A 24,685-nucleotide genomic window follows, 5' to 3' on the forward strand; every position below is an offset into this window, starting at 1 on the left:
CGGTCATGGCGGACTACCTCTTCGCACTCCCGGCCGCCCGCGGCGCCCTGGCGCACGCCGCCGCGGGCGGCAACGCCCATCTCCTGATGATCGGGTCCGCCGAGGGCGCACCCGCCGTGCACGGCACCGAGATGTACGCCCTGGTCGGCCAGGAACAGCCGGGCCGCAGCGCCGAACAGGCCGAGCGTGACACGCGGATCCGCGACATCGTGCTCGACTTCGCCACCGGTGAACAGTCCCGTCTGTGGCCCGCTGTCACGGACAAACCCACCTCGGGAAGCGTCGGCAACCCGCCCTTCGAAGCCACGGCCCACTACCAGCAGACCCTCGGCCTGTGGGAGGGCATCGACCGTCCTTGACGGCTGGCGGGACGCCATCCGGAATAGCGCACCAGGGGGGCGAGACAGAGTGAGGAACTCGGTATGAGCCAACCGACAGCAGCCGGCGACGCCGCACCGGCGACGATGCGGGCCGTCGTCGTCACCCGGCCCGGCGGCCTGGACGCACTTCAGATCCAGGATGTGCCGGTGCCGGTACGCAAGCCCGGCTGGGTGCGGATCAGGGCGCTGGCCCCGCTTCTGCCGCTGGCCTGCCAACTCGTCGCGGTCCTGGCGCAGGCGCTCGCGCCACGCCGTCGGCGCCACGATCGGTCTGGCCGCAGCCGCCCTGGTACATCGTGCTCCCCGCCTGGCGATGCGACTGGCGGTGACAGGCACAGGTCACTTGATTGCCGCAGGTCCGCTGGATGGCAGGCCCGCATGCGGGTACCAGGGACTCGTCGAGGCGGGTGTGCCTCGCTCACCAGCACAGGCAGACGCCTTCATCCAGGGCACGACTACTACCGGCAGCTGAGAAAGGCGGAAATCCCTCATGAGCACGCAGGATCCCACCGCGGCCCGAGCGGCTCGCAGGAGCCGGTTGGTGATCTGGTCCAGCGGGCCTCCCAGCAGCTGACGGAGCTGGTCCGCGGGGAGATGCGGCTGGCGCAGGCGGAAATGAAGGAGAAGGGCAAGCGGTACGGCAAGGGCGGCAGCCTGTTCGGCGGGGCCGGCCTGGCCGGCTTCCTGACAGCGCAGGCCCTGGTCGCCACCGCCATCGCCGCGCTGGCCGTTCCGCTCCCGGTGTGGGCCGCGGCCCTGATCGTCACCGCCGTCCTCGCCGTGATCACCGTCGTGCTGGCCCTGACCGGTAAGAAGGAGGTCAGCCAGGCGGCACCGCCGACACCGGAGCAGACCATCGACAGCGTCAAGGCCGATGTGGCCGAGATCAAGGAGAGTGCACAGCGATGACCCAGCCGCCCCACGACGAGCCCACCGCCTCCAGCCCCGAGCAGTTGCGCGAGCAGGTCGAGCAGACCCGCCGCGAACTCGGGGAGACGGTCGAGAACCTGGCCGCCAAGACGGACGTCAAGTCCCGCGCACAGGAGAAGGCGACCGCGGTCCAGGAACAGGTAGGCGTGCTGACGGAGCAGGCGGGCGCCAAGGCAGCAGAACTGACCGGGCAGATCAAGATGAAGGCTGCCGAGGCCGCGCACCTGGTGCAGGAAAAGCTGCCCGAGCCGCTCAAGGACAAGGCCACCGCAGCAGCCGAGCAGGTGAAGGCCAAGGCCGGACAGGCCGGTCAGGTGTGGCAGGACAAGACACCCGAACCGGTCCGCGCCAAGACCCAGCAGACTGCCCAGGCCGCCCGCGACAACCGCACCGCGCTGATCGTGGCCGGCAGTGTGGCGGTGGCCGCGTGGCTGCTGCTGCGCCGTCGCGGCAGGAGGTAGCCGTGTAGGCATCGAAAGTCGCCTACAAGCCGGTCGCCCTGGTGCTTGGCGCGCTCGCGGCATCCTCGCTGGCGCCGTTCAAGCAGGTGCGGAAGAAGCTCAGTCCCGGGAGCCCGTGCACGGAACGAGGGACAAATGCCGCCTGGCTCTGGCACGGGCTGCCGGCTGCAGGGACGCACTCTGCCCGAGTAGGCATTCCTCATAGCGGCCCAGTGCCAGGGCAAGGCACATCAGCCCCGGGGGCAGCAGGAAGACGGGCGGGGACCACTACGAACTCCTCTCGGAGATGACTTCTCCGTTCGGGTAGCCCCGCCCCCCGGCCAGACGGAAAGCCTGGCGGTGTGGAGGAGGCGTGTCCGTCACGTGTGGGCCGCATGCCGGGCGGCTGGCTGTCGGTGGGTGACAGGCATGTAATCGCTGCGGCGGTGCAGGCGGGAAGTATGAGGTGTGTCATCTACCACGAGCCGCCGGGCGAGCCGGAGCAGGTGGACTGCCAGCAGGCCGACGGTGGCCGTGCGGCAGTGCTGGACAGTCTGAAGCGGGTGGGGGAAGGCGAGTTCTGCTGGGTGCATCTGGACGATCCCGGCCCCAGAGAGCTGGAAGAACTCTCGGGCCCTCTGGGGCTGCATCCCCTGGCGGTCGAAGATGCCGGCGAGGCGCACCAGCGGCCCAAGCGGGAGCGGTACGGGGACGTTCTCGCGGTGGCGCTGAAGACGTTGTGGTACGTCAAGGATGGCTGCGAGGTGGAGACCGGCGAGGTGATGGTCTTCACCGGTCCGCGGTTCGCCCTAACCGTCCGTCATGGCCCGGCTGATCCCACATCCGAAGCGGCGCGGCGGCTCGGTGAGGATCCGCAGACGCTGCGGTTCGGGCCCGTCGCCGTGCTGCACGCCGTCCTCGACACGGTGGTCGACTCCTATACCGAGGCAGCGGTCCAGGTCCGTACCGGCCTGACCGTCCTGGAGCGTCGCGTGTTCTCCCCGGAGCGAGAGGACCTCACCGAGGGCATCTACTCCCTCAAACGGGAGGTCCTGGAATTCCGCGACGCGGTCCAGCCCTTGGTCCCGGTGGTGCAGGACTTCGCAGACCCCCACGCCGGGTGGCCCGAGGAGATGCTGCCGTACTTCCGCGACGTCGCCGACCACATGCACCGCACCGACACCGAAGTGCGCTCCCTGGACGAGCTGCTCAACTCCGCCCTCGACGCACATCTCGCACGGGTGGGAACCTGGCAGAACGACGACATGCGCCGCATCTCCGCCTGGGCTGCCATCCTGGCCACCCCGACCCTCGTCGCCGGGATCTACGGCATGAACTTCGCTCACATGCCGGAACTGAGCTGGACGTACGGATACCCGATCGCCGTCGCAGTGATGGTCGGCGCCTGTGCCCTGCTGCACCGGACCTTCCACCGCAACGGCTGGCTGTGAAGGCCCGGCGCCTCCGTCGGCCCCCGGGGCTGAGGCGACGGGGCGTCCAGCCCCTCAGCCACCGCATCCGGGATCTCCTGCGCCTCGTCGGCGGCGTCCTGGAAGGCGGCGCGGGTGTCACGCAGGTACACGGGGGCCGGACCAGGGGGTTGACCGTGATGCCGAGGCACCGCTCCGAAGACCGCCTCCGCGATGCGCCGCCCGAAGTAGTGAGGGTGACCTGGCTGTTGGTCAGGACGAACAGCGCGCCGGTGGCGGCATAGACGCCCTGGCTGCCCAGGTGCTGCCACTGCGCCTCGGGCGGTCGCCAGGGCGACTACGTGTCGCCGTCACCGGCGCCCGCGGTCACACATCCCCAGGCGGGCGGCGCGCGGTGGTCCGGCGTGAAGGCGTGGCCACGATGCGCTGCCGCCGGAGCACCGGCCCGGCGACCTGGACACCATGGTGAAGACGCGCCGATAGCTGAGTGTGTTCCGGTGCCCGGTCACTGTCGATGTGACAGTCGGCGGCTTCGACGAACGCGTCTCAGATGGTTCACCTCCGCTCCATCGGAGGTGAACCGTACGAGCGGCAGACCGAGGACGCCGCAAGCCGCAAGCCGTGGTGCCTGCGACCTGGTGGAGGGCGGGAGCGGTCTTCGGGCGAGGGTCAGTTGCCGCCGGCGGCCTTGAACATGTAGTTCTCGGTGTTCTCGCGGCTGTCGTTCCAGTACGAGACCGCGGGGTTGTCGTCGATGTTGAGGAAGTCGGCCTCGTCGGGCAGCGCCACCTTGATCGGTCCGCTGTCCGGGTCGGCGTTGGAGACGCGGCCCTGGAGGCTGACGGTCATCGTCTCCACGGCCTCGGTCGGCGCGCCGATCCGGAAGAGGAGCATGCCCGCGTACGCCTTCTCGCCCGGCCTGATCGCGGCTCCCTTCATCTCGGACTCCATCGGGCCGACCTGGTCCTCCGGCCCGTTGTCGAAGCGGACGATCGGGTAGCGGTAGAGAGTGCATTCCTTGCTGCCGGTGTTGGTGGCCGTGAGGAGGAGGTGCCGGACCGAGTCATGTGGGTAGAGCGTCGTGGTGATCGAGATGTTCGCGTCGCTGCAGGCGGCGGTGACCGCCCCGCCGCCGTCGGTGCTGCCCGACCCACCGGAGCCACCCGAGCCGCCGCCCGAGTCCTGCGAGCTGCCGCCGGGCTGAGTGGAGGCGGTCGCGCTCGGGGTCGTGCTCCCGCCGCCGGGCTGGGTGGAGGCGGTCGCGCTCGGGGTGGCGGACGGGGTGGTGCCCGTGCCATTGTTCGCGCCGCCCGGCTCGCAGGCCGTGGCGGAGAGGAGGCCGGTGAGGGCCGCGGCTCCCAGGGCGTAGGTCTTCCAGCTCTTGTGCGCGGTACGCATGATGATCCCCCGTGTGCAGTCATGTGGTCCGAATGTGCAACTGAGCAAATTGATGACGCAGCGAGGAGATCGCTGAACTCCCGTTCCTGCGTCCTCGTCGTGTGACGATCCTGGCCGTGCTCGGTGTGATCACGGCGTCGGAGCTGTCCTGGCCGGCCCCCTTCACCCGCCGGCGCTCGGCGGTGGTGAGCCGGACGCCGCCGTCAGGGGTGGATGATGCGGCTGGGATTCGTTGTAGGTGCGGGAGGTCCGCGGGGATGGTCAGGGCGTGAGGTGCTGGACCGTGTTGTAGAGCAGTTGGTCGTTGTCCTCGAAGTGCGGGGCGATCATCCAGACCCCCTCGCCGCTGACGAAGTTCGGGTACTTGGTGGAGCTCACGCCGACCTGGGTGCCGGTGCCGCTGACCATGTCGAAGTCCTGGAACCAGGGGCCGCCGCTGGCACCGCCCGTCATGTTGCAGGTCATCTCGTAGTCGCTCTTCAGGATGAAGTCCTTCCAGGTGCTGCCGTTGCACTCGACGAGTGAGCGCCCGTCGTAGCGGTAGCGCGAAATCTGGCGGGTGGTGCGCGGTGCCTGGCCCGGCGCCGGAACGGGTGTGCTGACGGTGTCCCAGCTGCCCTCGTTGGGGTAGCCGAAGGCGAACATGGTCTGGTTGTAGGGCTGGTTGAAGGCCACGTGCTGGGAGCCCACGACATCGGCCAGGCGCACGCCGGGTCTGGTCGGGTCGGCGACGGTGAGCGCCGAGACGTCGTAGTTGAAGTTGGACAGGTTGACTGTGTCGGGGTTCAGCGTGGCGAAGTCGTTCCACTGCGCGGTGGTGTGGACGGTGGTCGCGGGCCAGAGCCCGTAGGGGGCCTGGGCCAGGCCGACCTTGGTGCCGTCATAGCCGGGAATGAACATCCACGCGTCGTCAGTGGCGCTCACCGAACCCTTCTGGATGGTGCCGGTGAGCGAGCCGAGCGCGACCACGGCCAGCGGATTGGCAACGCAGTGGCCCGCCGACAGGACGGTACTGCCGTTGGCGCTGTCCACCGCATTCGCCGAGCACTCGGTGGGGTAGGCCACGGTACGGACCGTCGTGGTGGTGCCGTCCGCGACAGCGGTCACCGTCGTGCTGTCCTTGAAGATGTGCTGCGCGGTGGTGTCGGCCGGTACGTAGGCTCCGGTGGAGTCGACATGGAACCACTGCGTCGAGTCCACCGTGCCGGTCGCGTCCCCCGGCCGGCTGGGCCGGGTGGTGGCCGGCCAAGTCAGCGTCTGACGGTAGTACAGTCGCCCGACCGTCTGGTGCACGGCACCGGGGCGGCTCCAGATACGGCCCTCGTCGAGATTGCTGTAGTTGGGGCCATCGACGCCGTAGTCCGTGTTGTTGGCGTTCCACAGGGCCATGTCCTCGCTGGTCCAGTACGCGATCACGGCGTTCTGCCGGTCGGTGCCGGTGGCCCAGGCCGCCTGGTTGACCGCGACCGGCGGTCGCACCGTGGCCGAGTCGGTGTCGTCCGCCTGCACTTCCCCGGCACCGGCCGCCAGCCCGCCGAGCGCGAGTGCCGCTGCCCCGAGCGTTCTGATCGTTCTCTGGATACTTCGCATTGGGCATTCTCCGTATCTGCCATGCGATGGCAGGCCGGCCCGATTGTCGGCCGCTGCGCGCGGCTGGATGAATTCCCGCGCTCGCCGATGCGTTCGAGCTCGATACGAGCCGGCGTCGCGATCATTGCGTTGGGACATTGCCGATCCAGCCCCGGGTGAGGTGACGGCGATTTCGGAGCATCGATACTTTCTCGGCCGTTCCGGTCGCGCGCTTGCGCGGAGGCACTTTCCGTCGCTGTTTCGATGGATTGGCTTTGCATGCCGAGGCGTTGAACCGTTCGGGGTCCAGTAGATCCTCTACCGGACCCCGAACGGTTTCAGTCCGCAATGCCTACCGACCTACCAAGCTGCGTCCCCGCAGACGTGCTTCTGTCCGGTCGTCGTGTTGTCGATGCACACGTGTGAGGCGGCGTCCGTGCCGTTCCAGTGGAAGCCGGTCGCAGCCGTGGAGTTCAGTAGGAAGTAGCTGCTCGACACCGGCGTCCAGCCGTAGCCGTCAGAGCCGAGGCGCATGCGCTCCAGGTACACAACACACTGGTTGTTGTTCCATGACTGGCCGAGCGCTTGTACGTAGCCGTTGCTGGAGTCACGGTTCAACCAGCCCTTGCAGCTCCCTGCGTAGGTATCCTTGCCGGCGATGTAGTCGATCGACTGTGCGGCAGCGGCCGCCGAGGTCGCCGTCGCTGTGCCACCGCCCAGCAAGGTGCCGGTGATAATGGCAGCTGTGGCGAGACTGCGCACACGGTTCATGGTTTTGATCCCATCCGAAGCAGGGCCTGCCCGAGGCGATGGTGCCCGGGTGTAGGAAAGCTAGCCGGAAGGGCTGTCCCCCCTCGCCCACCCATGGGTTGAACTGCGCATGCAACCAGGGTGGTTGGCGGTGTACAACCTGGGGTGTAGCTGTGGTGGAAAGCGGGGTGGAGCGGTCGCTCGGGGCCTACGCTCGGACGATGTTCGCGCAGCGCATGTGGAGCGGGACGGTTCGCCAGGCCTTCCCACAGGTGGCGGACATCGTCTACGCGGTGGTGTCGGTCTGGATCTCGAGCACCGTGCTGCGTAACTGGCCCGACCCGCACGGCTACTGGCGGCAGACCGATGTATGGGCCTACGTGTTGATCGCCCTGGTCTATCTTCCGCTGGCCGTGCGCCGCCGGGCTCCTCTGACCGTGCTCGTCGGCACGGTGGCCTGCGTGCTGTGTTACTTCACCCTGGCCTACTACCACGTGGTCGTTGTCAGCGGACTGGGCCTGGCGCTCTACACCGTCGCGGCGCAGTGCCCGCGCAGGGTCGCTGCGAAGTGCGCCGCCGCATCATTGCTCGTGCTGCTGTGGGGCGCGCGGCTCGCCGAGCCCGGGAGCGGCCCGTTCAGTGTGGCCTTCGTGATCGTGATGGTCGCCGTCGCCTGGGTGACCGGCGACCGGTTCCGCCGGCTCGCGGAGCGCGGCGAGCGGCTCGCGGTGCTCACCGAGCAACTGCGCCTGGAGCAGGAGGAGAAGGCCCAGCGGGCCGTCATCGCCGAGCGCATGAAGATAGCCCGTGAACTGCACGACGTCATCGCCCACCACGTGTCCGTGATCTCCGTGCAGACCGGCCTGGCCGGATACGTCTTCACCTCCGATCCGAGGACGGCCCGCGAGGCGCTGGAGACCATCGCGGGCAGCGCCCACGAGGCCATGGCGGAGATGCGCCGCATGCTGGTCGTGCTCAGGGAAGGGACCGAGCGTGCCCAGGGGGAGGAAGGGGCGGGCGACCATACCGCGACCCCTGGGCTCGGGCGGCTGGAGCAGCTGGCCCGGCGCGTCGAAGCCGCGGGTGTCTGCGTCGACGTCCGGATCACGGGCGCCCCGTTCGCGCTGCCGCCGGGCGCCGACCTGTGCGTCTACCGGGTCATTCAGGAAGCTCTCACCAACGTCATGAAGCACGCGCCGGCGGCGAACGCGAGCGTCACCGTGCACTACGACGAGGCCGCGGTCCGCGTCCGGGTGGCCGATGACGGACAGGAGGCAACTCCCGTCGGCACCACCGCGGGACCCGCCGGCCATGGTTTGATCGGCATGCGCGAGCGGGCCGGTATCTACGGCGGGACGGTGACCGCCGGCCCCGGCCCGCAGGGCGGGTTCGAAGTCGCACTGACCGTCCCCGTGCCACGCGACAGGTGAACAAGCGTCTCTGTGGTGGAATGCCGGGTGGAGCGGTCGCTCGGGGCCTACGCTCGGACGATGTTCGCGCAGCGCACGTGGGGCGGGGCGGTTCGCCGGGCCTTCCCACAGGTGGCAGACACCGTCTACGCGGTGGTGTCGCTCGGCATCATGGGCACGATGCTGCGCAACTGGCCGAACTCGCAGGGCTATTGGCGGCAGACCGATGTATGGGCCTACGTGTTGATCGCCCTGGTCTATCTTCCGCTGGCCGTGCGCCGCCGGGCTCCTCTGACCGTGCTCGTCAGCACGGCGGCCTGCACGCTGTGCTATATGACCCTGGCCTACTACCACGTGGTCGTCGTCTGCGGACTGGGCCTGGCGTTCTACACCGTCGCGGCGCAGTGCCCGCGCAGGGTCGCTGCGAGGTGCGCAGCGGGGTCGCTGCTCGTGCTGCTGTGGGGCACGCGGCTCGCCGAGCCCGGGATCGGCCCGCTCAGTGTGGTCTTCGTGACCGTGACGGTCGCCGTTCTGTGGGTGACCGGCGACCGGGCCCGCCGGCTCGCGGAGCGCGGCGAGCGGCTCGCGGTACTCAGCGAGCAACTGCGCCTGGAGCAGGAGGAGAAGGAGCAGCAGGCCGTCATGGCCGAGCGCATGAGCATAGCCCGTGAACTGCACGACGTGGTCGCCCACCACGTGTCCGCGATCTCCGTGCAGACCGGCCTGGCCGGATACGTCTTCACCTCCGATCCGAAGACGGCCCGCACGGCGCTGGAGACCATCGCGGGCAGCGCCCACGAGGCCATGGCGGAAATGCGCCGCATGCTGGTCGTGCTCAGGGAAGGGACCGAGCGAGCACAGGAGGGGGTGGGCGACCACAACGCGGCCCCCGGGCTCGGGCGGTTGGAGCAGCTGGCCCGGCGTGTCGAAGCCGCGGGTGTCTGCGTCGACGTCCGGATCACGGGTGCCCCGTTCGCGCTGCCTCCGGGCGTCGATCTGTGCGTCTACCGGGTCATTCAGGAAGCTCTCACCAACGTCATGAAGCACGCGCCGGCGGCGAACGCGAGCGTCACCGTGCACTTCGACGAGGCCGCGGTCCGCGTCCGGGTGGCCGATGACGGACAGGAGGCAACTCCCGTCGGCACCACCGCGGGACCCGCCGGCCATGGTTTGATCGGCATGCGCGAGCGGGTCGGCATCTACGGCGGGACGGTGACCGCCGGCCCCGGCCCGCAGGGCGGGTTCGAAGTCGCACTGACCGTCCCCGTGCCACGCGACAGGTGAACAAGCGTCTCGGCTCCCGGCCGGGCAGCCGCGAGGAAGGCGGAAACCACGCATGCCCACAGTGCTCGTCGCAGACGACCAGATCCTCATCCGCTCGGGACTCGTCGCACTCCTGCGGGCCGCACCGGGAATCGAGGTCATCGGCGAGGCACGGGACGGCGAGGAGGCCATCGAGATCGCCAAGCGGACCAGACCCGACGTCATCCTGATGGACATTCGGATGCCGGGCATCAGCGGGATCACCGCCACCGAGCGCATCCTTGCCCAGGCCGCGCCCCCGCCCCCCAAGATCCTTGTCCTGACCACCTTCGACCTCGACGAGTACGTCTACGGCGCGCTGAAGGTCGGCGCCTGCGGCTTCCTGCTCAAAGACACCCCACCGGACCGGCTGCTCGCCGCCATCGACACCGTGCACGCCGGCGACATGCTGTTCAGCGCCTCAGTGATCAAAGGGCTCATCGAGACCTACACCCCCCGCCCGGCCGCGCCCGAGCCGCACTTCGGGCTGGACACGCTGACCCCCAGGGAGTTAGAGGTTCTCGGGCTGGTCGGGGCGGGCATGTCCAACTCCGACATCGCCCAGCGACTCGTGCTCAGCACGGCGACCATCAAGACACACGTCCACCGCTGCATGAGCAAGCTCACCCTGAACAGCCGGGCCCAGGCGGTGGTCTTCGCGTACGAGACCGGACTGACCTCCCGCGGCGCCGCAGCCTGGGGCACGGACAACATCTGAGGTGTTGGAACTGCCATGTCGTCAAAGGTGCCCGGGAGCGACAGAGGAGCGCGACCGCCGCCGGGCCCTCGCGGTCTGGCGCGGTGAGACGGGAGATGATCCTCGACGCCATCGCGGCGGGGCCCGACGCCTTCTCATGGACGGCGTCCCAGTGCCCCTTCCCGGAACCGAGCTGCCGGGAAGGGGCACTTCGTATCCTCCCTGACCGGGGCTTCGGCAGAGCTCCGGGCGTCCCCGGCCGTCAGCGCCGGGCGGCGTCTGGCGCTCGGGCCGGCACGCAATCGGCTGCCCCACTGTTGGCCCACAGCTACGCCGTCGGTCCGCCCCAAACGCGCGGGCTGGCGAGTGAGGAGTTTTAGCTCGTGCAGTATGCGTAGGACGTCGTACCGGAAGCCGCAGTGGCGCCAACCGCGTATGTGCCGTTTTTGCACCTCGCGAACCCGTTGAAGGCGGCGCCGGTGCACTTGATCCCCGCCGGGTTGCCGTCGTCGAACACCTTCGCGCACGTCAACGCGGACGGGGCGGCGGAGGCGCTGTTCGCCGTGGCCACGAGGCCGGAGTCGGCCAAGGTCAGGATGGCGAACGCACTCATGAGCTGTCGCTTCATTCCTAGGTCCCTTCGGTTCCCGGATACCGGGGAGTCCGTCCCCAGCGGTGGTGCGGTCGCCGGCCGGGGCGATGTTGTCCGGGTACCTGGAAAGCCAGCTGGCAGGACTGTTCCCTCTCGCCCAACCAGGGGTTGAACTGCGCCTGCAACCAGGGTGGTTGCCGGCGTTCCACCAGAGGCGTAACTGTGGTCGTAAGCCGGGTGGAGTGATTGCTCCCGGCCTACGTTCGCCAAGAGCTACGGCGCGAAGATCACCGACGATCGGGAGGAGCCGCTGGCGTTCTACGACTTCCCAGCAGAGCATGGGATCCACTGGCGGACCACGAGTCCGTGACGCACGATGTCGTCGGCGTCCGGCGGCTTCGGCCGCTGCGCTATCACTGCGGCGCCGTCTGGCCGCACGACACGGCCATCGCCGTCACCGCCGCTACCGACTGCTGCACGTCGCCGCCCGTCTCACCCGCAGGCGGCCGACGCCTCCGCCCACGAATATCGGCAACGTGGCTCTGGCGCCACGAACTGGCCACGGCCTTCCACCGCCTCGCCGCACGGCCCCGCCCCGCCGACTGACCGGACGAACCCCGGTCCGCCCACGACACGAAGGACCCCGGAGAACCCGACCAGCGCGCCGGGACTCCGCCCTGCCCACATACGGAAATCGCGTCGGCCACCCGACAGTTGCCCTTCAGCGACGCCTCATCGCCCGAAACGGCGAGGCTAGGGGTTTGTTACGGGTGGGTGGTGCTTGGTGGGTCAGATGGCGGGGGCGGCGGTTCGGGTGTAGGGCAGGCCGTTGCTGGTGCCGGCTGGGGTGGTGGCGGTGACGGCGACCGGTCCGGGGAGGCCTGCGGGAGCCACGGCGATGATGAGGGTGGGGGAGGTCACGGTGAAGGACGCGGGGGTGGAACCGAATTGCACGCCGGTGGTCGTGGTGAGGTCGGTGCCGGTCAGGGTGATGACGGTCCCGGCGTGTGTGGGTCCCTGGGCGGGCGTCAGGGAGGTGAGTGTGGGCGCTGAGAGGTAGATGTAGCTGAGGGGGTTGCTGGTGCCGCCGGGGGTGGTGACAGTGACGTCGGCGGCGCCGGCCGTGTGGGCGGGGCTCATTGCGGTGATCTGCGTGGCGGAGTCGACGGTGAACGACGCCGCGGCGAGCGCGTCGAAGCGCACCGCTGTCGCGCCGAGCAGGTCGTTGCCGGTCAGGGTGACCGTGGTGCCGCCCGTTGTTGTTCCGGAGGCAGGCGCGACGCTGGTCAGCGAGGGCACCGCGGCGTAGTAGAAGTATGCGCTGGGATTGTCGGGGTTGCTGGTGCCGCCGGGGGTGGTCACGGTGATCGCGGCGGCGCCGGTCGCGTGGGCGGGGCTCACTGCGGTGATCTGCGTGGCGGAGTTGACGGTGAACGACGTTGCCGCTGTCCCGTCGAACCGCACGGCTGTCGCACCGGTGAAGCCCGTGCCGGTCAGCGTCACCGTGGTGCCGCCTGCTACCGGGCCCTGGGTGGGCGACAGCCCGGTGACAGAAGGGGTCCCGAGGTAGGTGAACGGCAGGGAGTTGCTGGTGCCGCCGGGGGTGGTCACGGTGATCGCGGCGGCGCTGGCCGCGTGGGCGGGGCTCACTGCGGTGATCTGCGTGGCGGAGTTGACGGTGAACGACGTTGCCGCTGTCCCGTCGAACCGCACGGCTGTCGCACCGGTGAAGCCCGTGCCGGTCAGCGTCACGGTAGTGCCGCCGGCCACCGGCCCCTGACTGGGGGACAGGCTGGACAGGGACGGAGCGGGGGTCGTCACGTAGGTGAAGGAAACCTGCTGCGTGCTGGTCCCCTGGCTTGTCGTGACAATTACGTTCACCGTGCCGGTGCCGGAGGGGCTCACCGCGGTGATCTGGGTGCTGCTGTTGACGTTGAACGATGTCGCGCTCTGGGTCCCGAAACGGACGGCTGTCGCGCCGGTGAACCCGGCACCGGTCACGGTGACGCTGGTACCGCCGGAGGCGGGTCCCTGGTTGGGACTGACCGAAGAGACCACAGGGGCAGCCATGGTTGTACTCCTTGAGGCAAGCATTTGGGCGGTAGATAGCACATAGCGGACTGGCTCGTGGTGTGGCTGCAAGGGCCGGGACCCGTCCGGGCGGAGGGGGGACTTCCGCCCGGACGGGGGTTCATGGCCTGACCTGCACCCGTCTTTGGGGGTGGGTGGCTTAGATGCCGGGGCCGGTGACGTAGGTGAAGGCGCCGACGGCGGTGTCGGATCCGGCGGGGTTGGTGACGGTGACGTCGGCTGTGCCGGCGGAGCCGGGCGGGGTGACGACCGACAGGGTGGTGGTGTTGATCACGGAGAACGGTGCGGGGGTGCCGTCGAAGGTGACCGAGTCGGTGGTGTCGAGGTTGGTGCCGGTGAGGGTCACCGCGGTGCCGCCGGAGGTGGGGCCGGAGGTGGGGGTGAGGGAGGTGACCGTGGGGATGTCGACGTAGGTGTAGGTCAGGCCGTTGTTGGTGCCGCCCGCGGTGCTCACGCTGACCCCGACCGGGCCGGCGGCGGCGCCGGCCGGGACGGTGACGCTCAGGGAACTGTCGGAGTTGACGGTGGGGGTGGCGGTGACTCCGCCGAAGGACACGCTGGTGGCCGTCGACAGGCCGGTTCCGTTGAGGGTGATGGTGTTGCCGCCGGCCAGCGGCCCGGAGGTGGTGCCCAGCGACGACTTGAACGGGGCGCCGACGTAGAAGAACGGCACCGGGTTGCTGGTCCCGCCCGGCGTGGTCACCGTGACCCCGACGGTGCCGGTCCCCGACGGGGAGACGGCGGTGACCTGGGTCGGCGAGACCTGGGTGACGCTGGTGGCGGACTTGCTGCCGAATTTCACCGCGCTGGTGTTGGACAGGTTCGTGCCCGTGATGGTCACCAGCGTCCCGCCGCCGGTGGAACCCTGATTCGGAGAGATGGGCATGGCTGTACTCCTCGCTCTTGGTGGGGACGTGCGAGGAACCGGCACATAGGGCCAGCCAGCGGCGGCACAGTCACAGGGACAAGACCATCACGCGGTCAACACCGCCGGGGCCAGGAGGACGGACAGACAGTGCGCCGCCGTGGCCACGGCCAGGCGCACGGCAGCCTTCCGGCCTCTCCTGTGGGCAAAGAGAAAACCGGCAACGGCTGCCTGTCTCAACGTTCCCCCGGCACGGGGATGGGCAGCCCGCCGGTTCACACTCTCAGTAACCCAGACCACCAATCGGGTGACAAGACACCTCCACCCCCAATCACCCAAACGGAGTAACCCCTATTGCGGTTGCCCCACTCGGGCGAGTCGCAGGAGCCACGCCGCAGATGGCGCCAGAAACCCTTCGTGACCTGGGAAGAAAGCTTAAGGAAGAGGCATCGACCGCTTCCGCCCTCGCAAGCGGGTCATGAGGCAACGAGCCTGACTGCGGGACGGTTACGGCAACCGCTGGGCAACGAGCCGCGCTTGGGGCCCTCCTCCGGGCGGCGTACTGGGCTGCGAGCTGCCGCTGCGCGGAGGAGTCAAGTGTCTGCCGTCGCGCACATTCCGCCCCGTAGCAGCTGAGGCTTGACGGGTGAGCGGGATGGGCCGTTCGGGTCCCAAGTGCTGCCGGACCAGTACCGACAAGTGCGGCAGGTCGTTGTGGAAAGGACGCGAGAAAGCGTGAGACGCCAAGGCAATCGGGAGGAATAGGCGTGCACCGGATGAGGATGGCCACGCTGGCGGCCTTGGCCGTGGGCGGTCTGGCCTCGCCCTGCTGTGGGATTGCTATGGCTGACGGCCCCGGCGCCTCGGCCGCGGGCGGCAGCGGGGCGGCCAGTCTCTTTCAGCAGAACACCGCCCAAGAGCGCGGGCAGAACAACAACTGCGCCAACCCCAGTACTTCGACTGCAGCGGGCGCGACCGCATTGGTGAACGGCAGTGTCGAGACCCGGTGCGCGAGCGGTGACCTCTCCTTCAACAAGTACAGCGTCGTCGACGGTGGTGACGCTCACGCCGCCGGCGGGTCCGGGACGGGCACTGCGGCTCAGCAGAACACGGCTCAGGCCGGGCGGCAGAACAACAACTGCGCCAACTCGAACGACTCGGACATCGCCCTGACGGGCGGCCGGGTCGACAGCGGATGCACCGCCAAGGACACCTCCCACACCAAGGACAGCCGCGTCGAAGGTGGTGACGCCCACGCCGAAGGCGGCTCCAGCGCGGGTGGCCTGGTCCAGCAGAACACCGCCCAGTCAGGCCGGCAGAACAACAACTGCGCCAACCCCAATGGGTCTACCGTCATCGCCGGCGAGGGAGGGCGGGTGGACAGCGAATGTACGGCCAAGGACGCCTCCCACACCAAGGACAGCCGCGTCGAAGGCGGCGACGCCCACGCCGAAGGCGGCTCCAGCGCCGGCGCCAACGCGTTCCAGCAGAACACCGCCCAGTCAGGCCGGCAGAACAACAACTGCGCCAACCCCAATGGGTCCGGCATCCTCCTGACGGGCGGTCGGACGGACAGCGAATGTACGGCCAAGGACACCTCCCACACCAAGGACAGCCGCGTCGAAGGTGGTGACGCCCACGCCGAAGGCGGCTCCAGCGCGGGTGGCCTGGTCCAGCAGAACACCGCCCAGTCAGGCCGGCAGAACAACAACTGCGCCAACCCCAACAGCGCGGTCGTCACCGCCGGCGAGGGAGGGCGGGTGGACAGCGGATGCGCCGCCAAGGACGCCTCCCACACCAAGGACAGCCGCGTCGAAGGCGGCGGTGCCCACGCCGAAGGCGGCTCCAGCGCGGGTGGCCTGGTCCAGCAGAACACCGCCCAGTCAGGGCGCCAGAACAACAACTGCGCCAGCCCCAACAACTCGGTCATCAACGCGGCCGCCAGCAGGGCGGGAACCGGCTGCGAGACGGTCGACCACTCCAAGAACGTCGGCACCGTGGAGGTCAGCGACGGCGCGGAGGCGAAAGGCGGCTCCAGCACGCTGGACCTGTTCCAGCAGAACACGGCCCAGTCAGGCCGCCAGAACAACAACTGCGGCAACCCCAACGACGTCACCCTCACCGACGCCGGCAGTCGTACGCAGACCCAATGTGTCGCCGTCGACCGGTCCACCAACATTGGCACCGTCAACCGGTAGCCGCCCGCGCCTGGGTCAGTCGTGCGCACGCGACCTCTCCGGGGGGCTCTGCCGGGTGGACAAACCGTGGCTTCTCAACCGGCCGGGCGTTCGCCGACTCTGAAGTCAGGGCGCGGGCTGCAGGCCCGGCCAGGCCGACAAGGAAAGAGCTGAGACGATGGGACAGCAGGAGCGGCACGCGACCGTGCAGAGAGTCCGCCGCGCGGCCGCTGTGGTGTTCGCCGCAGGCGCGCTGATCTCCGCCGCAAGCAGTAGCGCGTTCGCCGACATCCTCGAGGACGTCCCGCTGAGCGGGGCGCAGAACACCGACCAGCAGGGGGAGCAGAACCTGGCCTGCGGCAACTCCGCCCGGCTGGTGAGGCTCAATGCCGGTCAAGAGGTGCACCGGGAGCAGGTGTGTGTCGATGACGACCGCCACACCCGCCGTGAGGGCGCCCACGCCGATGCTGCCCAAGCCGTGGGGGGTACCACGCTCGGGCCGCAGGTCAACACCGCTCAGAGGGGGGAGCAGAACCTGGCTTGCGGCAACTCCGCCGACCTGATCACCGTCAACGTAGCCGGGACGATGAGCTGGGACACCACATGCACCGTCGCTGACTACGACGACGAGCACGGCAGCAGCGCGGACGCCTACAAGGGCGGTGCCCGCGCCCTGGGCGGCACCACGGTCGGCCCTCAGGTCAACACCGCCCAGACGGGCCGCCAGAACGTCTACTGCGGCAACTCCTCCGACACCCTCACCGTAAACGTCATCGGCACCATCCAAAGACGCACCACCTGCACAGCCGCCGACTACGCCGCCCACGACCCCGGCGAGGCCCACCGCGGCCTTGCCTCGGCAGACGGCGGCCAGGTGATCGGCCCGGAGACCAACACAGCGCAAAACGGCCGCCAGAATCAAACCTGCGGCAACCCCGGAGCGGGCATCGAAATCCCCCTTGGCCAAAGTGAACGCCAGACCCGCTGCATCGTTCACGACGGCACCTGAGAATCCCGCACCTGCTTCCGCTCTCGCCGTTTCTCCGCCTTACGTCAACCGGGCCTACAGGGCCCGCGGGTAACAGTCGGCAAACCGTTCCCCCATCAGAAAGGCGCCCGCGCAGGCGTTTTCCCGTACCGCCCGTCCGCCCCTCCCTGCTTCGAACGCCGGGTGTCGGCTCTCGCGAGGCGCCTCATCCCGAATTGCCAGGTAGTCCCTCGGTAGTTGCAGAATCCGATGCCGTCTCGTCGCCGTCGGTTCCAAAGGCGCGCCAGGCGCGACGGGGGGAAGGGGGTAGATGCGAGCTGCAGTGGCGTCAGCCGGCGCCGCAAGCGGCGCCGGCTGACAGGATCCAATTTCTCCACCAAGGGGCCCATCGCGGTATGCCGTTGAGATCACCTGGGCTTTCCCGGGGAAGCCGCAGGCAGTCGACTGCCGCACCCTCCGGCGAGAACGGGCGGCCCACCGGTTGGATCCGTCTCCAATAATCCATTTGCACCCCGGCAGTAACCGTGGGAATCAGTGACATCTCACACGGACGGCCCAGCGCACTATATGCGCCCCCTCCCCCGGAGGAGTGACTTCTTTAGAGGGCTCAGTGGATCACCCGCTGGGGGTAAGTTGGTGAAACAACGTCTGACCTGCGGTAACGGCCGCAGAGGCTCCGCCCCGGCATCCGGGGCGGAGCCTCTGCGCGTTGGGAGGGGAATCCGCTGCGAGCTGGTTCGAGCCGTCCCTCTAGTGCTCTGACCGCAAAGGTGCACCGGCCTGGGGCGTGTGCCTTCCTTTGACTGAGCAGACGTTCAGGAACACTCGCACAAGGGAATTGTCGCAGGAACACAGCGCATCACACTCCGGCGGATGAGCATTGTCGTCGGGAGAGGGCCAACCTGCGTCGCTCTCGGTCGATTTCGGTGACGACCACCGTGATCTTGTCGCCGACCTGGACGACATTTGATGGAGCCTCCACCGGTGTCCGGGCGAGCTCGCGCAGGTGAACCAGTCCCTCGATTTCGTCGGCGCCCTGGACGAAGACGCCGAACGGGATCAGCTTGGTGACTTGGCCAGGCAGTTTCTGCCCCACCGCGATGGTGTCGGCGAATACCTGAAAAGGGTCCGGCTGTGTGGTTTTCAAGGACAGTCGGGCCTCTAGGTTCCATGTGTCGAACTGGAGGAACTCGCATGAGACGCGCTGTCCAACGTGCACGACGTCGGTGGCTGCCTCGAAACGTTGCCAGGACATTTCAGCGAAGGAGTTGAATCCGACGCCGGGGAAGACCGGGTGGGCGGGTCCGTCGTCCAGTGCCACGAATGCCCAGAGTTCTGGGTTCTCAGACGGTCCGCCCATCATGCTCCCAGCTTTCACGAGGAGCTGCGCACTGGGTAGGAAGTGTGCTCACGCTGCGGTCTTGAGGGGGCGTCCGCCCCAGCGGATGCCTTTCTCGCTTCGGATGCGGGCGCGTTCTCTGCGTTCGGCGGCGAGGACGTCACGGTGGCGGGCGTTGGCGTTGCGCCAGCGCAGGTAGGCATGCAGGGCCCGTGTCTGGACGGAGTGGTTGGGGTGGTGGGAGCTGGCGATGGTGAACTGCCGCAGCGGTCCGAAGTGGGCTTCGATCGGATTCGCCCAGGAGGCATAGGTCGGGGTGAAGCACAGCTTGACCTTGTTCTTCCCCGCCCAGCGATGGATGTCGGCGCCTTTGTGGGCGGACAGGTTGTCCAGGATCACGGAGATCGGGGCGCCGTCGGGCCGGGGCACGGATCGACTTCAGCGCGGCCAGAGTGTTGGCGGTGCCCTTTCTGCGGCGGTTGACGCCCCACAGGGTGTCGTCGCCGACCGAGTAGCAGCCGTGGAAGTACCGCACGCCGCGGGTGCGGTGGTAGGTGGCGGGCAGCTGGTCGGGGTGCTTCTGCTCCGCCCAGCCCGAGCCCGCGGTGGGACGGATCCCGAGCGGACCGAACTCGTCGAAGGCGAAGACCCGGTCGGGGATGCGGTTGAGGACCTCCTCGATCCGGTCCAGCTTCGCCTCGCGGTCGGGGTCCGGGGATTCCTTCCACGTCTTGGTGCGCTGGAAGGTCACGCCGCGGCGGGCGAGCAGGCAGCGTGACGCCTCACGGCCGATCCGGATCACGTGGCCGTGGACTTTGCGCAGGTAGGCGACGAGCTTGCGCAGTGACCAGCGTGTGAAGGGCTGGCCGAGTTTGGTCGGGCGGGAGAGCCGTCTGGATGACGAAGTCCTCGTCGTCAGGGCTGAGTTGGCGGGGACGGCCTCCCGCCCACTGAGGGTCCAGGCAGGCCAGGCCGATCTCGTTGAAGCGGTGGAGCACGTCCCGGACGGTGTCCTCGTCGGCCTGCACCCGCTGGGCGATCACGGGCACCCGGTTCCCGCCGGCCGAGGCCAGCAGCATCATCGCGCGCCGGTAGCGCACCGAGTTGGTGCTGCCCCGGCGCACGAGCCCTTCCTGGTCGGTCAGTCTGCGCACACGGACAGGCTCGGCCACCGCACCTCCAGCGGTCGGAACGGACGTCACCCCCCCACCCAACCGCCGCGATCACCAAACCGGCCAACCTATGCGGTCAGAGCACTAGCTGGCGATTCTGACCTTCCCCGCTGGCGTTTTCGTCCTCAAGGGCCGTGGTGGGGACGCTTTGGGGACGCAAGGATAGGAACAGACCGGCAAGGATAAGCTGACGCTGACAATGTGCACCCGCGTTTGACCTGCAAAAACGCCCCCGATTGGGATTGATCGACAAGGGTCGCCAAGATCCTCAAAGGACTCATAATCCGTCGGCCGTGGGTTCGAGTCCCACCCGCCCCACTGTGCACGCCTGTGACCTGGGGAAACGTCTCATCAGGGGTGCGAATCCAGGACTTTGGGGCAACGAGACGGAATCCGCTGCTCGTGACTTCAACTCTGGGGACGTAGGAGCTAGTCAGAATCGCTCTGGCCTGCTCTGATGTCATGGCTTGGGCGTTGGGCACGCCTTCGTAGCCGACGTTTTCGAGGGGCTGGCCGCCCGATTCGTCTGGTGATCTTCGGGTCGGCCTTCTGCCCCGTGGGTGGCGTGTGGGTGCGGCGGTCCGTGCGAGGGGCTGTGGCCGAGGCGTGTGTCGGGATAACGGCCCGTACAGGAAACGGCCCAGCGCGGACTTGCTTCATGCCGCGGCGCATGCGCCCCCGTCGCGTTGGGGCATGGCCAGGTAGCCGACGAATCCGATGCTGCCCTCCAGGCGAGGGTGACCGGCGCCAGGCCGAAAGCGCGGCCGCCGCGGCGTGGGGAGCGCCATCCAGTCGGCGAGCGATGTCCAGAAAGCCGAAATCGCGCCCAGGGTGCCGAAGCAGGGGCAAGGAAGCCGCGAAGAGGGCGACGGACCCCCGGGTAGCCGAAGCCGACAGTGGCGGTGAGGTCGCCGGCGGCGGTCCCGAGGGCGAAGGCGGCGAGTGCGGCTGCCCGGAAGAACGCAGAACGGCGCCGTGCTCGGGATGCCGTCGGACACAAGGATCGGAAGGGAATGGCAAGGGCGGAGAAACCTGTGGTGTCAGATCATGCCTGATGTCCTCCACATGTCTTGTCGGGTATCAGATTCTCTGAGAAAATCAGGTCATGAAGACGATGACCGCTACCGAAGCATCACGGAACTTCGCCTCCGTGCTGGACAGCGCGGAACGCGGGGAAACCATCGTGATCACCCGCGGAGGCAAGCGTCTGGCTGTGCTCGCTCCCGCGCCCAAGGCCACGGGACGGGCGGTGAAGGACGCTCTCCTGCGGCACGTCGGCACCCTTGATGACACCTTCGAGGACGATGTGACGGCCACCCGTGATCTGCTGACGCTGGACGATCCGTGGAGCGACTGATCCTTGACACCGGCGTGCTGATCGCGATCGAGCGCCGGAAGGTCTCCCTCGACCAGGCCCTGGCCGACGACGACGATCCGGCGATCGCCGCCATCACGGCGGCGGAACTGCTCCAGGGGGTGGAACTGGCGGACGACACCAACCGGGTCGCCCGCCAGTCCTTCGTCGACACCGTCCTCGCCACCATCCCGGTCGAGGAGTACACCGTGGACGTGGCCCGCGCGCACGCGCGGCTGCTCGCGCATGTTCGCAGGGCCGGCCAGCCCCGAGGTGCCCACGACCTGATCATCGCGGCCACCGCGCTGACCACCGCGCGCACCGTGGTCACCTACGACAAGCGGGCCCGCTTCGACGACCTTCCCGGTGTTCGGGTACGTCAGGTGTGACAGGCATTAGGCGGCGACCAAGGAACATCGGGCAGGAATGGCGGTCCGCAAGCCTGATACGCGCGAATTATGTGAGCCAGGTCACGAGGACGATTCCTTCTTCTTGGAGGATCTACGACGTAGCGGGACTTGTAGAAAACTCCGTCGCCGCAGGTCGGCGGGTGGCCAGGAGATCGCTCCGGAACGCATACCCCACCGATCCGGAAACGCTCAGCTCATCGCTGCAGGGCAGGGTGCGAGCCCGGATCATGCCGGTGGATCTTCTGCAAGTGAGGCCCAGTGGCATGAAGCAGCCCACTTGATCGCTCGTACAGCTCCGCGGTCGCGTCCCGGCGCGAATGCGAGCGGAGTAGCCGCCGAGGTCGGGCCTGGCGTCCAGGGCGTGGAATGTCTCGTAGCTCGTCCAGCTGCCAAAACCTCTCGCGGGACCACTCCGTTGTCCAGAACGAGCAGACGATCGAAGCGGGGGCCGGGGCCGAGGAATGCCAAGCCTGATGACTCACCGCCCAGCCCAACTGGTCGGTGAGCTGGCCATCCGCAGCGAGCCGTTTCGGCGGCTGTGGGCGACCGGCGACGTCCGGGAGAAGCGGCTGGGCGTCACCCGTATCGTGCACCCGGTTGTCGGCTCGCTCGAGTTCGACTACCACATGCTCACCGTGCCCGCCCGCCCCGATCGCGCACTGCTCACCTACCTGCCGCAGCCCGGCTCACCAACGGCTGAGAGCCTCAGGATGCTGCTGAGCTGGGTTGCCGACCAACCCGACCTGGCCGGTCAGGAAGTTGCCGGCGCAGCACCGGAGTCCGACGGAGACGGGAGCCCGGCAACCGCATGAAAGTCCGTTGGGCCTGGTTCGAGGACGTCCCGTCACGGAGACGGCTGCTGAGGCTCCTCCCCGACTGCCGGGGCGGAGCCTCTACGCATTGGAAGGGAAATCCGCAGCTCGCATTCCGGGAGTTGTTGCCGATCTGGGAGGACGGCCGCTGTGTCGGCCTAACGCCTCCTTCCAGGACGCGTTCTGGACGCAGGTTGGACACAAGGATCGGAAAAGACTGACAAGGGCCTAGAAGGATTGAGACGCCAAACTGCTTCTGACCTGGGAAAACGGCCAGCACGAGCATTGATCGACAAGGGGCGCCGAGATCCTCAAAGGACTCATGATCCGTCGGCCGTGGGTTCGAGTCCCAAAATGAGATGTGGCAGCGGGGAGGCGATCTCGTCTCAAGGCACGCTTGAGCAGTGCGGCCGCCCCCTCGCTCATCGTGCTCCCGAGAGTGAAATGGCCTGACGGAGTGGTGCTGTTGTGGCCGACCTCTGAGCCGGTTCCGTTCTTCGGCCGGCAGTTGTCCGAGAGGCCCCGAAGCACCTGAGACCGCCTGCGAGTACGTGCTGCGGACGCGGCTCAAGTCGGCTGATCGCCGACGGGTTCAGCCGGACGTGTTGGCTGCCCGCCTGTCGGCCTTCGTTTCGGGCCGCCATGGCCCAGATGAGCCGCTCGCTGATGATCAGCGTGAGTGGTGGTTCAGCTGGCTCGGTCCAGAAGTCAACGCCGTGCTGCCCCGCGAGGAGAGCGCCGCGGTGGAGTGGATGACGGGGAGGCAAGTCTCCGGCTCCCAACTGCGTACGAGTTCATGAGCCACCGCGCACGGACTTATGTGATCAGCCGTCTGTTCGAAACGGCGGTGCGTCAGCGCCCTGGGCCAAGATGACGGCCCATGAACTCCTGACGTCTTCGGGGGTCGCCGCCCTCCCCGGCGGCTTCGGCTGCGGCCTTCAGTAGGCAGGCGGGCGGCCAGTTCCGGGAAAGCCGGCAGATCCGGGCCGGGTGCCGGGCGGCTGGTGTCGCGTACCGGTGGGTGCAGCCGCGCGAGCGGCCGCGCGTCCAGCCCGGCCGCGGAGTGTCACGTCAACTTGACACTTCCTCCCCTCGCCGGTCATCGCCGGCTGTGGCGGGGATGGCGCTGTCGATGAGGACGGCGGCGATGGCGGCGGCGGTGGGGAAGGCGTCGGCGTTGAGGACCCGGGTGCGGGCCGCGGCGCCGTCGATGAGCAGCGCGAGTTGCTCGCCGAGTTGTTCGGGGTCGGCGGCGCCGGCTTCGCGGGCGGTGTCGGCGAGCCGCGCGGCGACGGCCTTCTTGTAGTCGCGCGCGTACTGGGATGCGGGGTGCTGGGGGTCGTGGAGTTCGACGGCGGCGGCGATGTAGGGGCACAGGGGGGTGGTGGGGGGGATGTCGAAGGCGGCGAGGAGCCGTTCGCGGGGCGTGAGGTCGGTGCGGTCGAACACGCCGGACAGAACGGAGGGGTCGAACCGGCGCAGGTACTCGGCGACGAGTTCGTCCTTGCCGGTGAAGTGCTGGTAGGCCGTGCGTTTGGACACCTCGGCCGCCGCGCAGAGCTGGTCCATGCCGGTGCGGTTGATGCCCTGCTCGCGGAACAGCTGCTGGGACGCGCTGAGGATGCGTTCGCGGGCGCCCCGGCCGCGGCGGCGGCCCGTGGGGCCCTTCTCCAACTCCGTCATGGGTCCATGCTACCTCGTTGGGTAACGACCGGTGTACATAGTTGCGTCCCGGCCGCCCGCTCCGTACGGTAAGCACACAGGGCGGTGTACATAACCCCGTCACCCCAGGTGTGCGCAGCACCACAGACCTCAGGGAGCAACCATGGGAAAGCTTGACGGCAAGGTCGCGGTCATCACTGGCGGCACCACCGGCATGGCGCTGGCCGGCGCGAAGCTGTTCGTCGACGAGGGAGCGCACGTCTTCATCACCGGCCGCCGCCAGGACGCCCTGGACGAGGCCGTGAAGCAGATCGGCCGTAACGTCACCGGCGTCCAGGGCGACGCCGCCGACCTGGACGACCTGGACCGCCTGTACGACATCGTCAAGCGGGAGAAGGGCAGCCTCGACGTGCTGTGGGCCAGCGCCGGTGGGGGCGAGCCCGCTCCGCTCGGCGAGATCACCGAGGCCCAGTTCGACACGTGGTTCGGGCTCAATGCCCGCGGCACCCTGTTCACCGTCCAGAAGGCCCTCCCGCTCTTCAACGACGGCGGCTCCATCTTCATGACCGGCTCCAACGCCTCCCTCGGCGCCTTCCCCGGCTGGAGCGTCTATGCCGGCAGCAAGGCCGTCCAGCAGGCATGGGCCCGCATCTGGCTCAACGAGCTCAAGGACCGCCACATCCGCGTCAACGTCCTGACCCCCGGCCAGGTCGCCACCGCCAAGCAGGAAGAACTCTTCGACGAGGCCACCAAGCGCCAGTTCGAGTCCCTCATCCCCCGCGGCCGGATGGGCCGCCCCGACGAAATCGCCACCGCCGCCCTCTTTCTCGCATCCGACGACTCCAGCTACGTCAACGGCATGGAACTCGTCGCCGACGGCGGCACCACCGCCATCTGAACCGAACAACCCACAACCAG

Annotated in this window: 21 protein-coding genes and 2 pseudogenes; 14 read left to right on the top strand and 9 right to left on the bottom strand. The window is 68.4% G+C overall.

Annotated features, from left to right (window positions below; all coding sequences use genetic code 11):
- The 4 genes and pseudogenes from ABZT06_RS08980 to ABZT06_RS08995 form a co-directional block, all read left to right on the top strand.
- Positions 1-359: pseudogene (locus tag ABZT06_RS08980) on the top strand (carboxylesterase/lipase family protein); the annotation flags it as partial.
- A 567-nt stretch (positions 360-926) separates the two neighbouring features.
- On the top strand, positions 927-1,289 hold the full coding sequence (locus tag ABZT06_RS08985; RefSeq protein WP_355738253.1) for a phage holin family protein: 363 nt from the start codon (positions 927-929) through the stop codon (positions 1,287-1,289).
- On the top strand, positions 1,286-1,771 hold the full coding sequence (locus ABZT06_RS08990; RefSeq protein ID WP_355737096.1) for a DUF3618 domain-containing protein: 486 nt from the start codon (positions 1,286-1,288) through the stop codon (positions 1,769-1,771). Before ABZT06_RS08985 ends, ABZT06_RS08990 begins: the two co-directional genes overlap by 4 nt.
- A 440-nt stretch (positions 1,772-2,211) precedes the next feature.
- Positions 2,212-3,201 (top strand): magnesium and cobalt transport protein CorA, encoded by a 990-nt coding sequence (locus ABZT06_RS08995; RefSeq protein WP_355737099.1) that lies wholly within the window; start codon positions 2,212-2,214, stop codon positions 3,199-3,201.
- Positions 3,202-3,849: 648 nt separating this feature from the next.
- On the opposite strand, the gene ABZT06_RS09000 is transcribed toward ABZT06_RS08995, so the two are convergent.
- From ABZT06_RS09000 to ABZT06_RS09010, 3 genes are all read right to left on the bottom strand, one after another.
- Positions 3,850-4,578, bottom strand: coding sequence for a DUF4232 domain-containing protein (locus ABZT06_RS09000; protein WP_355737101.1), 729 nt, complete (start codon positions 4,576-4,578; stop codon positions 3,850-3,852).
- A gap of 261 nt (positions 4,579-4,839) precedes the next feature.
- Positions 4,840-6,168 carry a hypothetical protein gene (locus ABZT06_RS09005; protein WP_355737104.1) on the bottom strand — a complete coding sequence of 443 codons (1,329 nt, stop codon included), beginning with the start codon at positions 6,166-6,168 and terminating at the stop codon, positions 4,840-4,842.
- Positions 6,169-6,507: 339 nt separating this feature from the next.
- Positions 6,508-6,909 (bottom strand): hypothetical protein, encoded by a 402-nt coding sequence (locus ABZT06_RS09010; protein ID WP_355737107.1) that lies wholly within the window; start codon positions 6,907-6,909, stop codon positions 6,508-6,510.
- Positions 6,910-7,118: 209 nt separating this feature from the next.
- Here ABZT06_RS09010 and ABZT06_RS09015 point away from each other — a divergent pair, with 209 nt between their 5' ends.
- The 3 genes from ABZT06_RS09015 to ABZT06_RS09025 are packed head-to-tail and all read left to right on the top strand — an operon-like array spanning position 7,119 to position 10,326.
- Entirely contained in the window at positions 7,119-8,327 is a 1,209-nt protein-coding gene (locus ABZT06_RS09015; RefSeq protein WP_355737110.1) for a sensor histidine kinase, read from the top strand.
- A 60-nt stretch (positions 8,328-8,387) separates the two neighbouring features.
- Positions 8,388-9,590 (top strand): sensor histidine kinase, encoded by a 1,203-nt coding sequence (locus tag ABZT06_RS09020; protein WP_355737113.1) that lies wholly within the window; start codon positions 8,388-8,390, stop codon positions 9,588-9,590.
- A gap of 52 nt (positions 9,591-9,642) precedes the next feature.
- Positions 9,643-10,326 carry a response regulator transcription factor gene (locus ABZT06_RS09025; protein ID WP_355737116.1) on the top strand — a complete coding sequence of 228 codons (684 nt, stop codon included), beginning with the start codon at positions 9,643-9,645 and terminating at the stop codon, positions 10,324-10,326.
- 355 nt (positions 10,327-10,681) lie between these two features.
- On the opposite strand, the gene ABZT06_RS09030 is transcribed toward ABZT06_RS09025, so the two are convergent.
- Positions 10,682-10,918 (bottom strand): hypothetical protein, encoded by a 237-nt coding sequence (locus tag ABZT06_RS09030; RefSeq protein WP_355737118.1) that lies wholly within the window; start codon positions 10,916-10,918, stop codon positions 10,682-10,684.
- A 345-nt stretch (positions 10,919-11,263) separates the two neighbouring features.
- On the opposite strand from ABZT06_RS09030, the gene ABZT06_RS09035 reads away from it, so the two are divergent.
- Positions 11,264-11,503 (top strand): hypothetical protein, encoded by a 240-nt coding sequence (locus ABZT06_RS09035; protein WP_355737120.1) that lies wholly within the window; start codon positions 11,264-11,266, stop codon positions 11,501-11,503.
- A gap of 183 nt (positions 11,504-11,686) precedes the next feature.
- Here ABZT06_RS09035 and ABZT06_RS09040 read toward each other — a convergent pair whose 3' ends face one another.
- Both ABZT06_RS09040 and ABZT06_RS09045 read right to left on the bottom strand, forming a co-directional pair.
- Positions 11,687-12,967: an IPT/TIG domain-containing protein gene (locus ABZT06_RS09040; protein WP_355737123.1), complete on the bottom strand. Its 1,281-nt coding sequence runs from the start codon at positions 12,965-12,967 to the stop codon at positions 11,687-11,689.
- Between the two features lie 160 nt (positions 12,968-13,127).
- Entirely contained in the window at positions 13,128-13,874 is a 747-nt protein-coding gene (locus tag ABZT06_RS09045) for an IPT/TIG domain-containing protein (RefSeq protein WP_355737126.1), read from the bottom strand.
- Positions 13,875-14,695: 821 nt separating this feature from the next.
- On the opposite strand from ABZT06_RS09045, the gene ABZT06_RS09050 reads away from it, so the two are divergent.
- The gene (locus ABZT06_RS09050) at positions 14,696-16,051 is read left to right on the top strand and encodes a hypothetical protein (RefSeq protein ID WP_355737128.1); all 1,356 of its coding nucleotides are present in this window, start codon (positions 14,696-14,698) and stop codon (positions 16,049-16,051) included.
- Between the two features lie 157 nt (positions 16,052-16,208).
- Positions 16,209-17,039: a hypothetical protein gene (locus tag ABZT06_RS09055; protein ID WP_355737131.1), complete on the top strand. Its 831-nt coding sequence runs from the start codon at positions 16,209-16,211 to the stop codon at positions 17,037-17,039.
- Between the two features lie 838 nt (positions 17,040-17,877).
- Here the strand turns inward: ABZT06_RS09055 and ABZT06_RS09060 are convergent.
- Positions 17,878-18,339: a S1 RNA-binding domain-containing protein gene (locus ABZT06_RS09060; RefSeq protein WP_355737134.1), complete on the bottom strand. Its 462-nt coding sequence runs from the start codon at positions 18,337-18,339 to the stop codon at positions 17,878-17,880.
- A gap of 87 nt (positions 18,340-18,426) precedes the next feature.
- Positions 18,427-19,529 (bottom strand): annotated as a pseudogene (locus ABZT06_RS09065) (IS630 family transposase).
- Between the two features lie 1,105 nt (positions 19,530-20,634).
- Here ABZT06_RS09065 and ABZT06_RS09070 point away from each other — a divergent pair.
- From ABZT06_RS09070 to ABZT06_RS09080, 3 genes are all read left to right on the top strand, one after another.
- Positions 20,635-20,886 carry a type II toxin-antitoxin system Phd/YefM family antitoxin gene (locus ABZT06_RS09070; RefSeq protein ID WP_355737136.1) on the top strand — a complete coding sequence of 84 codons (252 nt, stop codon included), beginning with the start codon at positions 20,635-20,637 and terminating at the stop codon, positions 20,884-20,886.
- The gene (locus ABZT06_RS09075) at positions 20,874-21,272 is read left to right on the top strand and encodes a PIN domain-containing protein (protein ID WP_355737139.1); all 399 of its coding nucleotides are present in this window, start codon (positions 20,874-20,876) and stop codon (positions 21,270-21,272) included. The genes ABZT06_RS09070 and ABZT06_RS09075 overlap by 13 nt, the downstream gene beginning before the upstream one ends.
- A gap of 494 nt (positions 21,273-21,766) precedes the next feature.
- Complete coding sequence (locus ABZT06_RS09080) at positions 21,767-22,105, top strand: hypothetical protein (protein WP_355737141.1); 339 nt, start codon at positions 21,767-21,769, stop codon at positions 22,103-22,105.
- 1,071 nt (positions 22,106-23,176) lie between these two features.
- On the opposite strand, the gene ABZT06_RS09085 is transcribed toward ABZT06_RS09080, so the two are convergent.
- Positions 23,177-23,788, bottom strand: coding sequence for a helix-turn-helix domain-containing protein (locus ABZT06_RS09085; protein WP_355737144.1), 612 nt, complete (start codon positions 23,786-23,788; stop codon positions 23,177-23,179).
- Positions 23,789-23,930: 142 nt separating this feature from the next.
- On the opposite strand from ABZT06_RS09085, the gene ABZT06_RS09090 reads away from it, so the two are divergent.
- Entirely contained in the window at positions 23,931-24,665 is a 735-nt protein-coding gene (locus ABZT06_RS09090; protein WP_355737147.1) for an SDR family oxidoreductase, read from the top strand.
- The last annotated feature ends 20 nt before the right edge of the window (positions 24,666-24,685 follow it).

This window comes from Streptomyces sp. NPDC005483 (assembly GCF_040606035.1).
Classification (GTDB): domain Bacteria; phylum Actinomycetota; class Actinomycetes; order Streptomycetales; family Streptomycetaceae; genus Streptomyces.

Coding starts and splice junctions, on each gene's coding strand:
- ABZT06_RS08990 (WP_355737096.1), top strand. CDS start 1,286: ATGACCCAGCCGCCCCACGACGAGCCCACCGCCTCCAGCCCCGAGCAG.
- ABZT06_RS08995 (WP_355737099.1), top strand. CDS start 2,212: ATGAGGTGTGTCATCTACCACGAGCCGCCGGGCGAGCCGGAGCAGGTG.
- ABZT06_RS09000 (WP_355737101.1), bottom strand. CDS start 4,578: ATGCGTACCGCGCACAAGAGCTGGAAGACCTACGCCCTGGGAGCCGCG.
- ABZT06_RS09005 (WP_355737104.1), bottom strand. CDS start 6,168: ATGCGAAGTATCCAGAGAACGATCAGAACGCTCGGGGCAGCGGCACTC.
- ABZT06_RS09015 (WP_355737110.1), top strand. CDS start 7,119: ATGTTCGCGCAGCGCATGTGGAGCGGGACGGTTCGCCAGGCCTTCCCA.
- ABZT06_RS09020 (WP_355737113.1), top strand. CDS start 8,388: ATGTTCGCGCAGCGCACGTGGGGCGGGGCGGTTCGCCGGGCCTTCCCA.
- ABZT06_RS09025 (WP_355737116.1), top strand. CDS start 9,643: ATGCCCACAGTGCTCGTCGCAGACGACCAGATCCTCATCCGCTCGGGA.
- ABZT06_RS09030 (WP_355737118.1), bottom strand. CDS start 10,918: ATGAGTGCGTTCGCCATCCTGACCTTGGCCGACTCCGGCCTCGTGGCC.
- ABZT06_RS09040 (WP_355737123.1), bottom strand. CDS start 12,967: ATGGCTGCCCCTGTGGTCTCTTCGGTCAGTCCCAACCAGGGACCCGCC.
- ABZT06_RS09045 (WP_355737126.1), bottom strand. CDS start 13,874: ATGCCCATCTCTCCGAATCAGGGTTCCACCGGCGGCGGGACGCTGGTG.
- ABZT06_RS09050 (WP_355737128.1), top strand. CDS start 14,696: ATGGCTGACGGCCCCGGCGCCTCGGCCGCGGGCGGCAGCGGGGCGGCC.
- ABZT06_RS09055 (WP_355737131.1), top strand. CDS start 16,209: ATGGGACAGCAGGAGCGGCACGCGACCGTGCAGAGAGTCCGCCGCGCG.
- ABZT06_RS09070 (WP_355737136.1), top strand. CDS start 20,635: ATGAAGACGATGACCGCTACCGAAGCATCACGGAACTTCGCCTCCGTG.
- ABZT06_RS09080 (WP_355737141.1), top strand. CDS start 21,767: ATGACTCACCGCCCAGCCCAACTGGTCGGTGAGCTGGCCATCCGCAGC.
- ABZT06_RS09085 (WP_355737144.1), bottom strand. CDS start 23,788: ATGACGGAGTTGGAGAAGGGCCCCACGGGCCGCCGCCGCGGCCGGGGC.
- ABZT06_RS09090 (WP_355737147.1), top strand. CDS start 23,931: ATGGGAAAGCTTGACGGCAAGGTCGCGGTCATCACTGGCGGCACCACC.